Annotated in this window: 13 protein-coding genes; 5 read left to right on the forward strand and 8 right to left on the reverse strand. The window is 68.9% G+C overall.

Annotated elements, in window-relative coordinates:
• Window positions 1-126: 126 nt before the first annotated feature.
• From G3I17_RS21440 to G3I17_RS21450, 3 genes are read left to right on the forward strand one after another with little or no spacing between them, the layout of a single operon-like run.
• Window positions 127-831, forward strand: coding sequence for a copper homeostasis protein CutC (locus tag G3I17_RS21440; protein WP_164599018.1), 705 nt, complete (start codon window positions 127-129; stop codon window positions 829-831).
• Window positions 828-1,085, forward strand: coding sequence for a DUF4031 domain-containing protein (locus G3I17_RS21445; protein ID WP_164599020.1), 258 nt, complete (start codon window positions 828-830; stop codon window positions 1,083-1,085). The genes G3I17_RS21440 and G3I17_RS21445 overlap by 4 nt, the downstream gene beginning before the upstream one ends.
• Complete coding sequence (locus G3I17_RS21450) at window positions 1,086-1,955, forward strand: serine hydrolase domain-containing protein (RefSeq protein WP_164599022.1); 870 nt, start codon at window positions 1,086-1,088, stop codon at window positions 1,953-1,955.
• 39 nt (window positions 1,956-1,994) lie between these two features.
• On the opposite strand, the gene tuf is transcribed toward G3I17_RS21450, so the two are convergent.
• The 4 genes from tuf to G3I17_RS21470 form a co-directional block, all read right to left on the reverse strand.
• Window positions 1,995-3,182 (reverse strand): elongation factor Tu, encoded by a 1,188-nt coding sequence (gene tuf, locus G3I17_RS21455; RefSeq protein ID WP_164599024.1) that lies wholly within the window; start codon window positions 3,180-3,182, stop codon window positions 1,995-1,997.
• A gap of 314 nt (window positions 3,183-3,496) precedes the next feature.
• The gene (locus G3I17_RS21460) at window positions 3,497-4,159 is read right to left on the reverse strand and encodes a DNA alkylation repair protein (RefSeq protein ID WP_164599026.1); all 663 of its coding nucleotides are present in this window, start codon (window positions 4,157-4,159) and stop codon (window positions 3,497-3,499) included.
• Between the two features lie 62 nt (window positions 4,160-4,221).
• Window positions 4,222-5,109: a class A beta-lactamase gene (bla, locus tag G3I17_RS21465; protein ID WP_164599028.1), complete on the reverse strand. Its 888-nt coding sequence runs from the start codon at window positions 5,107-5,109 to the stop codon at window positions 4,222-4,224.
• Between the two features lie 50 nt (window positions 5,110-5,159).
• Window positions 5,160-7,541 (reverse strand): PQQ-binding-like beta-propeller repeat protein, encoded by a 2,382-nt coding sequence (locus tag G3I17_RS21470; protein WP_164599030.1) that lies wholly within the window; start codon window positions 7,539-7,541, stop codon window positions 5,160-5,162.
• Window positions 7,542-7,643: 102 nt separating this feature from the next.
• Here G3I17_RS21470 and G3I17_RS21475 point away from each other — a divergent pair, with 102 nt between their 5' ends.
• Entirely contained in the window at window positions 7,644-8,525 is an 882-nt protein-coding gene (locus G3I17_RS21475; RefSeq protein WP_164599032.1) for a Gfo/Idh/MocA family oxidoreductase, read from the forward strand.
• Between the two features lie 16 nt (window positions 8,526-8,541).
• On the opposite strand, the gene G3I17_RS21480 is transcribed toward G3I17_RS21475, so the two are convergent.
• Window positions 8,542-10,803 carry a PQQ-binding-like beta-propeller repeat protein gene (locus G3I17_RS21480; RefSeq protein ID WP_203590547.1) on the reverse strand — a complete coding sequence of 754 codons (2,262 nt, stop codon included), beginning with the start codon at window positions 10,801-10,803 and terminating at the stop codon, window positions 8,542-8,544.
• Window positions 10,804-10,902: 99 nt separating this feature from the next.
• A complete protein-coding gene (locus tag G3I17_RS21485) occupies window positions 10,903-11,217 on the reverse strand; it encodes a helix-turn-helix domain-containing protein (RefSeq protein WP_164599036.1) in 315 nt (104 codons plus the stop codon).
• A 90-nt stretch (window positions 11,218-11,307) separates the two neighbouring features.
• Between G3I17_RS21485 and G3I17_RS21490 the strand changes: the two genes are divergently transcribed.
• Window positions 11,308-12,498 carry an MFS transporter gene (locus tag G3I17_RS21490; protein ID WP_164599038.1) on the forward strand — a complete coding sequence of 397 codons (1,191 nt, stop codon included), beginning with the start codon at window positions 11,308-11,310 and terminating at the stop codon, window positions 12,496-12,498.
• Between the two features lies 1 nt (window position 12,499).
• On the opposite strand, the gene G3I17_RS21495 is transcribed toward G3I17_RS21490, so the two are convergent.
• Together G3I17_RS21495 and G3I17_RS21500 are read right to left on the reverse strand one after the other, a co-directional pair.
• Complete coding sequence (locus G3I17_RS21495) at window positions 12,500-13,375, reverse strand: RNA polymerase sigma-70 factor (RefSeq protein ID WP_164599040.1); 876 nt, start codon at window positions 13,373-13,375, stop codon at window positions 12,500-12,502.
• 16 nt (window positions 13,376-13,391) lie between these two features.
• Window positions 13,392-15,401, reverse strand: coding sequence for an AAA family ATPase (locus G3I17_RS21500; RefSeq protein ID WP_164599042.1), 2,010 nt, complete (start codon window positions 15,399-15,401; stop codon window positions 13,392-13,394).
• Window positions 15,402-15,403: the final 2 nt, after the last annotated feature.

The raw sequence follows: 15,403 nt of genomic DNA on the forward strand, positions 1-15,403 counted from the left end.
ACCTTGTCCAACGGCTTCTGCATCGTTCTACTAAATCGTTCTAGAAAAACGATACAGAAGACTTCCGGCGAGCGCAACTGTCATTTCTGGAGCGGTGCCGGCGGGTGATGCAGGATGATGGCGGGCATGGGTTCGTTGCTGGAGATCATCGCTTTGCATCCGGCCGATGCCGAGGCGGCTCAGGAGGGCGGCGCGGACCGGCTGGAGCTGTGCGCCTCGATGGAGGCCGACGGGTTGTGCCCGTCGGTGTCGACCGTTAGCGCCATCCGCCGGGTCACCGACCTGCCGTTACGGGTGATGCTGCGGCTGACGAACTCGTTCGGCACCGACGGCGCCGAGCTGAACCGGCTGACCGCGATGGCGCAGGCCTACCTGTCGGCCGGCGCGGACGGGTTCGTGTTCGGCTTCCTGAACTCCGACAACGAGGTGGACGTCGCCTCGGCCGCCGCACTCGCCAGCACCTTCGCCGGTACGCCGTGGACGTTCCACCGCGCCGTCGATGCTGTGCTCGAGCAGGAGCGGGCGTGGCGTGCGCTGCGGAGCCTGCCCGGCCTCGACTGCGTGCTGACCGCGGGCTCGTCGCTCGGCGTCGGGCACGGGCTGGACGACCTGCTCAAGCTGGCGTCTGCCGACAAGCAGGTGGCGAAGGTGATGATGGCCGGTGGCTCGCTCAAACCGGAGCACGTCCCGTGGCTGTACGGCGCCGGCGTCCGTCGCTTCCACGTCGGGTCGTCGGTGCGGCAGGACGGCTCGTGGACCAAGGCATACGTGAACTCACGCTTCGTCCGCGCCTGGCGGAACCTGCTCGACGCGCAGGACGAGAAGGCATGATCTACATCGACCCGCCGGCCTGGTCAGCTCACAATCGCTTGTGGTCTCACCTGGTCAGCGACGAGTCGTACGACGAACTGCACGAGTTCGCCCGCCAGGCAGGCATTCCAGCGCGAGGCTTCGACCGCGACCACTACGACGTACCGTCCGACCGGTACGACGCGCTGGTGGCAGCCGGCGCCGTACCGGTGTCGAGCCGGGTGATCGTGCAACGCCTGCTGGCGTCGGGCCTGCGGCATCGCAAGGGGACTTGAGTGGAGCTGGACCTGTCGGCATTCGCCGGTCGGGGTGCGGTGGCCGGGGTGTCGAGTCGCGGTGAGCGCGAGCTGGCGGCGACCGGAGCGACTGTGGAGACGCCGTTCCGGATCGCGTCGCTGACCAAGACGTTCACCGCGGCTGCGGTCGTGAGAGCCCTTTGGGACAAGGGGTTTGAGCTGAGTGTATCGGTGGCCGAGATCCTGCCGGAGCTGGCGACGGCACTGACCGTCGAGCAGGTACTGGCCCAGTCCTCCGGTCTCAGGCAGACGGTCGAGGCTGCGGAAGTTGCCGCGCTGGGCGACGGCGACGAAGTCTTCCTGGAGGCCGCGAAGTTGGTGGTCGCCGGTGGGCAGGAGTATCCGCCGGGGGAGCGGTGGGCCTACTACAACGGCAACTACTTCCTCGCCGGAGCACTGCTGGCGAGACTGACCGGTGGCAGCTTCGAAGATGGTCTTCAGGAGTTGCTCTCGGCGGCAGAGCTGTCCTCGACAGCCTTCACCGCTGACTATCCGCGGGCTCGCCGGCCGAGTGGCGGGCTTTGGTCGACCGTCCCCGAGCTGCTGAGCTTCTGCGAGTTTCTCTTGCAGGACAAGGGGTTGCTGGCCGCGATCTCCACGCCTCGAGTATCGACTCCGCTCAGCTATGGCTTGGGCTGGGCGGTAGGTCCCGCCGGAATGCTCTACCTCAACGGCAGGCTTGACGGGTATCGGGCGGCGATGCTGTTGTCACCGGAGCGCGAGTGGGCGGCCGCGATGCTCGTCAGCGACACCGATGCGTTGCCCGCGATCGCGCAGTACCTGGATGACCTGCAGCGGCCGCTCACCGGCGTACCGATGGCTGGTCTGATCGACGACTTCGCGGCATAAGAAAGGCGCCCCGGGCAACTAGCCCGGGGCGCCCTCTCTTCAATCGACGAGTTCGGTGACTGTGCCGGCGGCGACGGTGTGGCCGCCTTCGCGGACGGCGAAACCGAGGCCGACCGTCATCGCGACGGCCTTCTCCAGCTCCACGCCCAGCTCGATCGTGTCGCCCGGCATCACCAGGGTGATCTCACCCAGGTCGATGCCACCCGACACGTCCGTGGTCCGGAAGTGGAACTGCGGCCGGTAGTCCGCGGCGAACGGCGTGTGCCGGCCACCCTCGGCGGTCGACAGCGCGTGCAGTTGCGCCCGGAACTTCCGGTGCGGCCGCACACTTCCCGGCAGTACCAGTACCTGACCACGACGGACCTCGTCGCGCTTGACGCCACGCAGCAGTACGGCCGCGTTGTCACCCGCCTCGGCGGTCGCCAGCGACTTGCCGAACGTCTCCAGCCCGATCGCCGTACTGGTGACCGTCGGGCCGAGACCCACGACCTCCACCGCGTCGCCGAGCTTGAGCGAACCCTGCTCGACCGCGCCGGTGACGACGGTGCCGCGGCCGCTGATGGTGAGAACGTTCTCGATCGGCATCAAGAACGGCTCGCCCAGCTCACGGTCGGGCACCGGCACATAGTCGTCGACGGCATCGAGCAGCGCACCGATCGCAGGTGTCCACTCGGGGTCGCCCTCGAGTGCACGCAGACCGGAGACGCGCACGACCGGCACCTCGTCGCCCGGGAAGCCGTACTCCGACAGGAGTTCGCGGACCTCCAGCTCGACCAGGTCGAGCAGCTCGGGGTCGTCGACGGCGTCGGCCTTGTTCAGCGCGACGACCAGGTACGGCACGCCGACGCGTTGCGCGAGCAGTACGTGCTCACGGGTCTGCGGCATGGCGCCGTCCTGCGCCGACACGACCAGGATCGCGGCGTCCACCTGGGCGGCGCCGGTGATCATGTTCTTCACGTAGTCGGCGTGCCCAGGCATGTCGACGTGCGCGTAGTGCCGGTTGGCGGTCTCGTACTCGACGTGCGAGATGTTGATCGTGATCCCGCGCTGGACCTCCTCGGGCGCCCGGTCGATCCCGTCGAACGCGACGAACGAGTTGAGGTCCGGGTAGCGCTCGGCGAGCACCTTGGTGATCGCGGCGGTCAGCGTGGTCTTGCCATGGTCGACGTGCCCCATGGTGCCGATGTTGAGGTGCGGCTTGGTCCGCACGAACTGGCTCTTGGCCATGATGTGTCTTTTCCCTTGCTGGTCAGAGGATTCACTGAGCCAGGACCCAGGGCCCGCGCCGTACCAGCTGGTTTCTCAGCGGTCGGAGGGGGCCGGTTCTCGAGCCACCCTCCTCCGCGGGTCCTGCGTCAGCAGGAGGAGGGTCGCCTTCGCGCGCCGGTGAAACTGTGCGCGCCGGTCAGCAGAGCTGAATCGTCTGACGCCCACGCAGCGGCGCCTGACAGGCCCAGGCCTGACAGGTACGCAACAGAATCCGCGCGGAACATGGTCATCACGGTATTGGTCAACGCTGCCCACGGCAACGGATATTCCCGCTAGGTCAGCTTCTCCCTGGCATACCGCAAGGTGGGCTTCTGCATGACTTTCTCATGCTTCGCGAGGAAGCTCCGGAGCGCGGGTTCGTCCAGTACCCCGGCGTACTTGAGTGCGATCCCCACCGGCTTCGACACCACCGGATCCTTGTCTGACAGGAGCAACTCGGCGATCGCGAAGAGGTCGGTCAGGTCGGCGGGTGTGCCGAAGCGAGCGAAGTACAAGGGCGCGGTGATCGCCGTACGCCGACGCAAGGGGTCGGCTGAGCGGGCGAGCGCGAAGAGCGGATCCCGCTTGCGGTGCAGGAGTTGGCGCCCGATTACATGCGGCGCCGCCCGATCGACCATGTCCCAACTGTCGATAGCGTCGTGCCGCCGCAGATACAGCTCGTACGCCGCCTGCCGCTCGTCATCCGTCGTCCTCTTGCCGCGCGCCTTGAAGTCCAGCACGCAGAACCCGGCCAGCCGACCCTCGTACGACGCTTCGTCCAGCAGCCGCTCGACCTCCGCGAACGACATCGCGGTGAACGCCTTGGCGGTGTCGAAGGTGGATCGCATCGGCACGCCCAGAACCTCACCGGCGCCGGGGTAGTGCTTGTGGGTCACCTCGCCGGGCTTGGCGTACTCCCGCAGTGCCGCGACCAAGGCGGCAGCAGTGAGCTCCATCGAGGGAGCGTAACTCGCACGGCTCCGCCGCGACGACGGCAGCCCGCTCCCCCCCGCCTTCCTTACCCGAGCGCGTTGATCGCGGCTGCGGCGGCGGCTGCGATCAGCGCGTCGTTGGGGACTGCGTCCTTCGCGCCTTTGGTGGACAGGATGGCGAGCATGATCGGCGCACGGTTCGGGGGCCAGAGGATGGCTACGTCGTTGCGGCCGCCGTAGGCAGCGGTGCCGGTCTTGTCGCCGACTGTCCAGTCCTTCGGGACGCCGGCCCGGATCGTCGTGCCGCCCGTGGTGTTGGCCTTGAGCCAGCCGACCAGTACTGCGCGCTTGGCCGGCGGCAGCGCGTGGCCAAGGGTCAGCTTCTGCAGGCTGGTGGCGAGGGCTCGCGGGGTGGTGGTGTCGCGGGTATCGCCAGGAGTGGCTTCGTTGAGGGTCGGCTCGGTGCGGCTCGTGTTGGTGACCACGTCGCCCAGCCTGCGCAGTGCGCGCTGCAGGCCGGACGGTCCGCCGATCTCGGCCAGGATCAGGTTGGCCGCGGCGTTGTCGCTGTAGCGGATCGCGGCGTCGCAGAGCTCCCGCAGCGTCATGCCGGTGGCGACGTGCTTCTCGGTGATCGGCGAGTTGGGGAGCAGGATGGACTCGTCGTACCGGATCAGCTTGTCGAGGTTCTTCGTCTCGATCAGCAGGACGCCGCACGCGAGTGCCTTGAAGGTGGAGGCGTGGGGGAAGCGTTCGCCGGCGCGGTAGCTGACGGTTCGATGGGTCCCCGTGTCGTAGGCGAAGACCCCCAACCGCGCGGAGTACTGCTTCTCGAGCTTGCTGAACGGCTCGGTGACCTGGGCGGGAGTAGAGGCGAGCACGGGGGCTGGAGCTGCCGTGGCTTCAGGCTCTGAGGAGCAGGCTGCGCTGATCAGTAGTACGGCGGACAGGGCGGCAAGAAGGGCTCGTCGCATGTCAACGACTCTAATAAACGCTTAGTTCAAGAGCTGGAAGTGGGGCGGGCTCAGTTCAGGGCGAAGAGGCGGGTGCCGTCGCTGAAGATGGGGCGGGCGGTGGCGACCGTGACGGCCGGCTTGTTGCAGGTCACCTTCTTGGTGTCGGCCATCGAGGCTGCTGTCGGGCCGGGGACCAGTGGCCGCGGTTGGACGCCGGTGGTGCCGATCATGACGGGGGAGCAGCTGCCGCCGGGCTGGGGCATCAAGGTGACCACCCGGCCGTCGGGGAGCAGGCCGAAGCCGTCCCGGGGGAACTCGGGCTGCTGGAGCTGCGGGGGGACCGACAGCAGGTGGTGCCACTGCGGGGTGCCGTCCGACGGGCTCAGTGCGGAGATGTCGTACGTCTGGTCCTCGCCGACCTCGTTGCTCGTCCTGCAGGTCACCAGCACGATTGAGGAGTGCGTCGCGGCGAGCTGTGCGTCGCAGGACGACCGCCCGAGCCGCGGCCTCGGCGTACCGGGCAGTGCGTTGACCCATTGGATGCTGCCATCGTTGACGTCCACTGACCACTGGTGCAGAGTCCCACCGGCCGCGCCGGTCCAGACGAGCCCGGAGACCTCACGGGTGTCCGGTACTGCGACCAGCTCGCCGATCCACGTGCTCGGGTCCAGCTCGGCGCTCAGTTCGAACTTGATGCCCAGGTTGACCTCCCAGCGCTGGTCGCCATCCGTGAGGTCCAGCCCACGCACGACCGCGCCGTTGCCACCACAAGCGTCCACCACGACCGCCTGGTCGTTCAGCAGCACGCCCTGAGTCACAGCGCACTTCAGTCGCGCCCGCCAGTGCGTCGGGCTGCTCACGCCGTGCGCGACGACATCCTTACCCTCTGCCACCAGCAGTTGCTTCTCATCGACAGCGAGAGCCACGCCGTCCGTGTGGACCTCGGTGAGCACCTTGCCGGTCGCTGCATCCAGTACTGCGTACGTCGGCAGGTCGATGCCACGGGGAGCATGCCCGTCGTCGTACGGCAGGTGCGCGGCAATGGTCCGGCCGTCACTGGAGACCAGCAGTCCGTCGGAGCCGTTGGAGGCGGCGTCGTCCACATCCGCTCGCGTGTACCTCCACCGGATCTGACCAGTGGCCGCGTCGGACATCACTACTCCGTCCGACCGCAGTTCGGCCACGCCGCCCACGGTCCCGGCGATCGCGCCCGTTGCGGGCACCTCCCGGCTCCAGGCGACACCGCCGTCGAGCTGCACCGGCAGTACGCCGGGCGGCACGGTCGCAGTCGTGCTCACAGTGTTGGCGGTCTCGAGCCGGGCCTGCACGAAGGGCTCACCGGCCGACACCATGATCCAGGCGAGCAGAGAGGCACACACGACGGTCACGCCAACACTCAGCGCCCGAGGCGGAGACAACGCGTACGGCGGAGCCAGCCGCAACCGTCTCGCCAGCCCCAGCAACGCACCGGCGAGCAGCAAGGCGACAGAGGCGAGCATCAGGTACGGCCAGCGCTCGCTCATGGCCGCACCGGGCTGAGCCGACGGCCACTGCCACCAGCAGATCCCGATCGCGATCACCCCGACGACGCCGAACACCAGCGCAGGGATCGTCACAAGTCGAGGCTGAGCCCGCCGGAACCAGGCGCACGCCAACGCGGCAGCTACCGCAGTACCGGCGATCGGTGCCCAGACCGGGAAGCCCCTGACGTCGTCCGGCTCGGCAGGCCAGTGTGCGGCCGCCCCGAGCCCGCGGCCGAGTAGTACGGAGGCTGCGATGACGACACCGAGTGCTGCGCCCAGGTAGATCATCGGGATCAGCCCGGCGATCGGGCGAGCCGCCTTCGGGCCCCACTGCTTCAGCTCGCGCCGGAGGTTCTCCCGGGCCGCCTTCTCCCAGTGCTTGCGACCGTGCTCGGTCGCGTACAGGGAGGTCTCGGCGAGGCTCTGCAGGAACGTCGTGCGGCCCCTGGCGAAGTCGCGGTCCGCAACGTGCGCGTACTCCGCGCGGATACCGATGGCGTACTCGTCGTACCGGGCGGCGGACAGGCTCAGTACGCGCAGGTCGGCGTCGCACAGGACCGCGCCGTTCGCATCGCCCGGCTCGCAGTCGTGCTTGGCGGTCAGACGGATCAGCCGGCCGATCTCGGCCACCCGGGCGGCTTCGACCCCGTACGCCGACAGCTCGAGCTCGGCGAGCTGGGCGGAGACCTCTTCGTTCTCACCCGGGTCGGCCTGCGGGTCGTAGATCGCGTCGTGGAACCAGGCGGCCAGCCGGACCGCGTCGGCGTCGTCGGCGGCATCGGTGAGCTCGTCGATGGTCTCGAGCATCTCGGTCAGGTGCCGCAGGTCGTGATAGTGGCGGTGTTGCTCTGCGTAACGAGCCAGCAGATCATCGCCCAACGGCTGCGCGTGCGGCAGCAGGCGATTCCACTGGTCGCGCAGGTCCATGGCGGTGAGTCTCGCACCCTGCGACGGCCCCCACCGACCGATCCGGGGTTCCCGGTTAGGGTCGTGGCCAAAGCGATATCGGCTCGTCACAAGGAGGACACCATGCGGTTCGGATTGGTCGGGACCGGGCCATGGGCCAATTTGACCCAGGGGCCGGGCCTGCAGGCCGCTGAGGACGTCGAATTGGTGGGTGTCTGGGGCCGCAACGCGGACAAGACGAGTGCATTGGCTACAGATCTAAAGACGGCTCCCTATTTCGACTACGCAGAGTTACTTGCGGATGTTGACGCCCTGGCTTTCGCGGTACCTCCGAACGTGCAGGCGTCGATGGCGCTCGAGGCGGCGGCGGTCGGCAAGCACCTGCTGCTCGACAAGCCCGTCGCCGACTCGCTCGACGACGCCCGCGCCCTGGCCGACGAGGTGAGCAACGAGGGGATCGCCTCAGTGGTCTTCTTCACCGGCCGGTTCCAGCCGGAGACCCGCGCCTTCTTCGACCAGATCCAGGCGACCGGCGGCTGGAAGGGTGGCTGGTCGCGGATTCTCGCTTCGCTCGACGCACCCGGTAACCCCTTCGGAGGCTCGGCCTGGCGACGGGAGCAGCGTGGTGCCCTCTGGGATGTCGGCCCGCACGCCCTCTCCAACCTAATCGGCCTGCTCGGCCCGATCGCCGATCTGCGCGCAGTGGGCGGTGAGGGCGACCTCGTTCACCTGGTCCTCGCCCACGACTCGGGCGCGACGAGTACCGCGAGCATGACCTTGTCGGCGCCGCCCGACGGCACCAGCTTCGAGACCGGCATCTGGGGAGAGACCGGTACTGCGATCCTGCCGAGCCCCGAGACTTCAGCCGTCGACGCCTTCGCCCTGGCCGCCACCGAACTGGTAGCCGCAGCCGAGTCCGGCGACACCCACCCGGTCGACGTCGCCTTCGGCACCCGAGTCGTCGAACTCCTGGCGAACGCAGAAGCCCAGCTGAGCGCAGGCTGATTCAGTGCAGGCTGATTCAGTGCAGGGCGATGACGCCCGCCGGGCCTGACGTCAGGATCAGGTTCCCGATGGCCACCGGGTCCCGGCTGCAGGAGATCCCCGCCGGCAGCGGAACCTTGCGATAGCCGGTCTGGTCGATGACGGTGGCCGCGCAGCCGCCTGCGCTGCCGCCCAGGGAGACGACCCGGCCGTCAGCGGTGACGGCGACCCGCGTGCGTGGGTTCACCGGTGCCGTGACCTGCCAGGTGGTCTGACCGGTCATCGCATCGATCGCGGTGACCACGGTCTTGGTGTTCTGCTGAGTGTCCGGCCCCGGGCAGTCCACGACGATCAGGAGCCGCCCGGCTTCCTTCAGCAGCGTCCGGCACGACCAGCCCGCCGGTACCGGCCAACGCCACTTGGTCTCGCCCGTCCGCGGCTCGATCGCCACCAGAGCGACCGGTACGTCGGAGTCGCCGCCCGGCTCGGCCACCACGACCAGCCCGCCGACCACGACCGGTCGCCGGTACATGTCGGTCGGCGACTTGCTCCAGAGCTTCTTGCCGCTCTCCAGGTCGATCCCGGCGACCTCGTCGGGCTCGGAGCCGCAACTGTGTCCGAGGAAGGCGACCACGGTGTCCGAGGTCGCGACGGCTCCGATATCGGTACAGCGGCCCGGCTCGAAGGTCCACCGGTTGTCGCCGTCCGGATCGACCCCGTGCAGCTTGTCGGAGCCACGGGAGAGCCGCTCGCCCGTCAGCAGCGGGTCGGCCTCCTGGATGCTGTGGTCCCGCGTACCGCCCGGCCAGGCCGCCTTCCGCTTGCCCGTGTTCGCGTCCAGCAGCAAGTAGCCGATGTCGGCGAACTCGGCCAGCACGTACTCGCCGTTGCCGGTCGCGACGATGTCCGGCTTCTCGTCCGAGTCGGACCGGCTGTAGCGCCACCGCAGCTCTCCGGTGGCGGCGTCCAGCATCTCCACCACGCCGCTCTGCCGCGGTACAGCGATCCCGTACTTCGTCCCGATCGCTTCTTCGGCGCCAGCGCTGGTCAAAGCCCGGCTGACCCAGGTGACGCCACCGTCGAGCACTGACTCGGGCCGCTGGCCGGCCGGACCGCGTGGCCCCTCTGACCGCTCGTTGGAGCCCAGCACATAGCCCCTGGCCAACGGCTGCACGACCAGTAGGAGCAGTAGCGCGATCACACCCGGTACTGCCAGCCACGAGAGCTGTTGGCCGAGATTCCGGGAGGGCAGGAAGCGTGCCTTCTTGGTGCGCAAGAGGGAGGCGACCAAGGCCGCAGTACCGGCTAGCAGAAGTAGGAGGAGTGCAGAGATGACCAGTGGAACCCGGAGGCCGATACCGACGGCCGGATTGGTCACCGGGACCTTTGCCCAGGCAATCAGCAGCCCGGTGACTGCGACAGCAACCACTGTGCCCGCGAGCAGCCGCGCGCGTTGACTGGCGCTGTGGGACGACCGGAAGAGCACTGGCGCGCAGAAGAGCGAGGACACGGCTAGCGCGACAGGCGGCCAACCAGCCTCGGGCTCCACCGCCGGGACCTGCCAGGGTGCGCCGGCGGCGGCTATCGAGGCGACTGCCGCCGCCACTGCCGAGAAGGTCGCCGCAGCCGACAGCGCCGCTTGCTGCCAGCCACGCCAGGGCGCTGGCAGCTCACTGTCGAGCCCGGCAAGCTCCGCCTCCAGGTTGGCGCGGGCGGCCGTACCCATCCGCTGACGAGCGAGTTGCGTCCGGTAGAGATGCCCGTCCAGCAGGACCTGCACTTCGTCGTACCGGCGGCCGACGGCGGCAGCGCGGTCGCCCGCGTCCCGGCGTACCTCGGAAGCGTGGGCGGCGTAGCGGGCCGGAGCCGTCGCCAGGATGCCGTTGACCGCGTCCAGCAGCACATCGCCGTTCGCGTCTCGGCGTGGTGGCGCGTAGGAGTCGGTGGGTGGTGTCGCCAGGTCGCCGGTCAGCCGGACGAGCCGGGCCACCTCGGCGACGCGGATCGGATCCACCCCGTACGCCGGCAGCGTGCGCTCGACGAGCCGGGCCGACGACTCCGCATCCTCGGCGGACCCGCCACCCGGCTGGTGCACGGCCCGATGGAACCAGGCGGCGAGCCGGACCGACGTCGGGTCGGTGCTCAGCTGGATCAGCGAGTCGAGCGTGCCGAGGACGGCTTCGAGGTACTGGTCGCGATACGCGCGCCGGGTCCGCTCGACGTACCGCGCGACCAGGTCGTCCGCCAGCGGCGCCGAGCCTGGTAACAGCTCGCTCCACCGTTCACGCAGGACCACCACCGCCACAGTCTGCCAGTCCCATCACAACGGTGACCGCTCGATCGGCGCACCTCTGCCTTGCGGTTGCGGATCGGCCCATCTCTGCTCTGCGGTTGCGGATCAGCGCGGCGCGGCCAGCACTCCGCTGAGCAGACCCGGGTAGAGCGCGTCAAGGTCGTCGCGGCGGAGCTTGCTGATCCGCTTGGTGCCTTCGGTGTGGGTTGAGGTGACGCCCGCCTCGCGCAGGATGCGGAGGTGATGGGCCCGGGTCGACGCGGTCACCGGCAGGTCGAGCTCGCCGCAGGCGATCCCCTCGGGAAGTTCCGACAGGGTGCGGACGATCAGCAGCCGGACCGGCTCGCCCAATGCCTGCAGGACAGCCTCGACGCGGATCTCTTCGCGATCGGGCTGGGGCAGGGCTTTCGAGGTGCTCATACGTCCATAGTACGACGACGGTCGAACTTCGACGGAGATCGTAGTACGATGATTATCGAATAAGTCCTCTGATCCTCTGGAAGGTCCTCAATGTCCGCACGTATCTACCTGCTGGCCGCCGGGGCCTTCGCTGTCGGCACCAGCGCGTACGTCGTGTCCGGGGTGCTGCCCGCGGTCAGCTCCGAGCTGCACGTCTCGCTGACCGCCGCCGGCCAGCTCGCCACCGCCTTCGCCCTCTCGTACGCCGTCGGCGCGCCGCTGCTGTCGACGCTGACCGGCCGGTGGGAGCGCCGCACGCTGCTGATCGCCGCCCTGCTGCTGGCCGCGCTCGGTAACGGGATCGCGGCGCTCGCGACGAGCTACCCGATCCTGATCGTCGGCCGGATCGTCGCTGCGTTCGGCGCCGCGGCATACACGCCCGCGGCGACGCTGTTCGCGACCAAATTCCTGCCGCCGGAGGAGCGGGGACGGGCCGTCGCGGTGGTGTTCGGCGGACTGACCTTCGCGCTCGTGCTCGGCGTACCGGCGGGCAGTCTGCTCGGTGAGCCGCTCGGGTACCGCGGTGTGTTCGCACTGATCGCCGTCGTCTGCCTGGTGGTCACACTGGCCGTCCGCTCGGCCCTGCCGACTGTCGAGGCGCCTGAGGCCGTGAGCCTGCGTGAGCGCTTCGCCGGCCTGACCGACCGCCGCGTGCAGACCGTGCTCGCGATGACGGTACTGGCCGTGCTGGCGACCATGAGCGTCTACATCTACGTAGTACCGCTGCTGGCCGAGACCGCTCACCTCACAGGAGGCGTCGTCGGCGTACTGCTTCTCGTGTACGGCGTCGGCGCGGTGCTGGGCAACCTGGTCGGCGGCCGCGCCACTGACCGCTTCGGCAGCCTGCGGACGCTGACCGTCACTCTGACCGGCTTCACCGTCGTGATCGCCACGCTGACGCTGACTGCGACCACTGTCGCCGGTGCGGCCATCGCCCTGTTCGTGTGGAGCCTGTTCACCTGGGCCTTCAACCCGCCGGTTCAGAACCTCCTGCTGGAGATCGGTGAAGGCGGCGGCCTCCTGCTGGCGATGAACGCCTCCGCGATCTACCTGGGCGCAGGCCTGTCCGCAGTGCTCGGTGGTGTCGTGATCAAGCTGGTGGGGGTCCAGATGCTGCCACCGATCGCCGCAGCACTCGGCCTGGTCGTCATCGGCCTGCTGGTGACGCTCCGCCGCAACCCTGCTCTACAGCAGGTCGAGCACCTGGACGAGCAAGAGCAGTACGCGCCGGAAGCCGCCTGAGTCAGCTGCTGAAGGACAAGTTGGCCAGCTTCTCGGGGTTCAGCATCCACTGGACCTGGTCGATCCCGTCGGCCGAGGCGCTGATGCTGATCACGGCGAAGACCTCGCCGGCGCGCGAGACCACGGCGGACCAGCCGCCGTTGGTCTCCGCGAAGGTGAGTTCCGAGCCGGTCCAGAAGCTGTCCTTGTAGGCGGCGATGACCTTCGCGATCTTGTCGGCGCCGAGCAGGATCAGCTTGGTGGCACGGACGATGCCGCCGCCATCGGAGTAGCTCACGGCGTCGGCGGCGAGCAGCTCGACCAGCGCCGCCAGGTCGCCTTCCTGGGCCGCTGCCATGAACGTGGCCAGCAGCTTGCGCTGCTCATCCGTGCTGACCTGCTCGCGCCGCTCGCCCGCGAGCCGCTTGCGGGACCGGCTGACCAGCTGGCGCACGTTCGCTTCGGACAGCTGGACGATCTCGGCGATCTGGTCGTACGGGTAGTCGAAGGCCTCCCGCAGGATGTACGCCGCCCGCTGCGCCGGCGAGAGCTTCTCCAGCAGCACCAGCATCGCGAGCTCCAGCGCCTCGCCGCGCTCGGCGCCCAGGGTCGGGTCGGCGCTGGTGTCGACCGGCTCGGGCAGCCACGGCCCGATGTACGTCTCCCGCCGGGCCCGCGCTGTCTGGCTCGCGTTGATCGCCAGCCGGGTGATCATGGTGGCGAGGAAGGCAGCCGGCTCCCGGACCGTGTCGCGGTCGTAGGTCTGCCACTTGAGCCAGACGTCCTGGACGAGGTCCTCGGCCTCCTGGACGCTACTGAGCATCCGGTAGGCGATACCGAACAGACGCGGTCGCGCAAGAGCGAAGTCGGCGGCCGTCCTGTCCAGATCAGTCGTCACTCGACCAGCGTACGTATCAGCCGATCAGGACCTCGGGCAGGTCCTCACTGTGCAGCACCGCGAGCGAGGTGACCGCACGCGTCAGGCAGACGTAGAGGCGGCGCAGCCCGGTCCGCTCGTCGGCCTCACCGGCGACGATCCCGGCCGGCTCGACCAGCACCACATGGTCGAACTCCAGACCCTTGGCCAGCCCAGCTGGTACTACGTCCACGTGCGCCTCGACGTCGTCCTCGTCACCCAGTACGGCGAAACTCAGCCCCTTGTCCCGCAGGGCCTTCCGAGCCGCCGGGACCAGCGCGTCGGGCACGATCAGCCCGATCGACCCCGGCCGGTCTATCACCTGGCCGACTGTGTCCACGGCGGCGGCCAAGCTGTCCGGTACGCGCGTGATGGCCAGCTCACCGCGCGTCCGTCGTACCGCTGTCGGCGGGGTCAGGTGGGGAGCGATCTGTGGCAGCAGGCGGGCGGCGTACTCGATCACCTGGCCGGGCACACGGAAGCCTGCGGTCAGCTCCTCGGTGTGGGCGCCGCTCTTGCCCAGGTGCCCGAGTGCCTCGTCCCAGGAGGGTGTCGCCCACGGGGTCGTGCCCTGCGCGATGTCGCCGAGCACTGTCATCGAGCCGGTCGAGCACCTGCGCCCGACCGCCCGGAGCTGCATCGCCGACAGGTCCTGCGCTTCGTCCAGTACTACGTGTCCGAGGCTGGGCGTCCGGTCGACCAGGTCAGCGATCTCGTCGATGAGGGTGGCGTCGGCAACAGACCACTTGGCGGCACCCGCACTCCGCGCCGGCTTGTCCCAGAGCAGTAGTGCCTGCTCATCGTCGGTCAGTACTCCGGCAGCGTGCTCGGCGAGCAACTCCGAGTCGGTGAACAGCTGGAAGAGCAGCTTGGCCGGGTCGACCACCGGCCACAGTGCATCGGCGTACTGCTTCACTGGACGGCTCCTGGCCACGGAGTCCTGCACGCGGTCGTCGGGGGAGTCCCCGGCGGCCTCCATTCGCAGCAGGACGGCATGCGCGAGCCGCTGCGGCAGCATGGCCCGCCCGGCGCCGTACCGGATTCCGCGAGTGCGTAGCTCGTTGACGAGCCCCTCGGCCTGGTACGCCGCTACGCGCCATCGGTGAGATCCCCTAGGGACTACTAAGGGTTCCTTGGGCAGCTGGACCTGGGACCAGACGGCCCGATGCAGTACTTCGGCCAGCCGCGCGTCGCCCTTGAGCACGTCCAGCGCGGCCGGACCGGGCCCGGCGACCTTCACCCGGCCGACCATCTCCTCGACCGTGGTCTGCTTGGCCTCGATCTCGCCCAGCGCGGGGAGTACGTCGCCGATGTAGCGCAGGAAGCTCGAGTTGGGGCCGACCACCAGGACGCCCGACCGGCTGAGCTGGTCGCGGTACGCATAGAGCAGGTACGCCGCGCGGTGCAGCCCGACGGCCGTCTTCCCGGTGCCCGGTGCGCCCTGGACGCAGATGGTCTCCTCGACGCCGGCCCGGACGATGACGTCCTGCTCGGGCTGGATGGTGGCGACGATGTCGCGCATCGGACCCGAACGCGGGCGCTCGATCTCGGCGTCGAGGATGTCGCTGTGCTCCTCGACGGCCGACGCGTTGGTCAGGTCCTCGTCCTCGAACGCGGTCATCTCGCCGTGCGTGTAACCGAACCGGCGGCGCGTCCCGACGCCCATCGGCTCGGTCTTACTGGCCCGGTAGAACGGCACCGAGATGTCGGCCCGCCAGTCCACCACGAGCGGCTCGCCGGCCTCGTCGTTCACATGCCGGCGGCCGATGTGGAAGGTCTCCTCGGCCGGCTCGAGGTAGTCCAGCCGGCCGAAGAACAGCGGCACGTCGGGGTCGTCCTCGAGCTCCTTCATCCGCCGCCAGATCGCGGCCTTGAGGAACTCGGTGTTGACCGGGTCGGCGCTCGCGATCTCCAGCGAGCCGGTCTTCTCGCGCATCACCGCCAACGCGGCGCGCGAAGTACTGAGGTAGGTCTTCTCGATCTGGAGGGTCGGGTCGTCAGGGGGCATGA

The organism is Streptomyces sp. SID13031, from assembly GCF_010548305.1.
Classification (GTDB): domain Bacteria; phylum Actinomycetota; class Actinomycetes; order Propionibacteriales; family Kribbellaceae; genus Kribbella.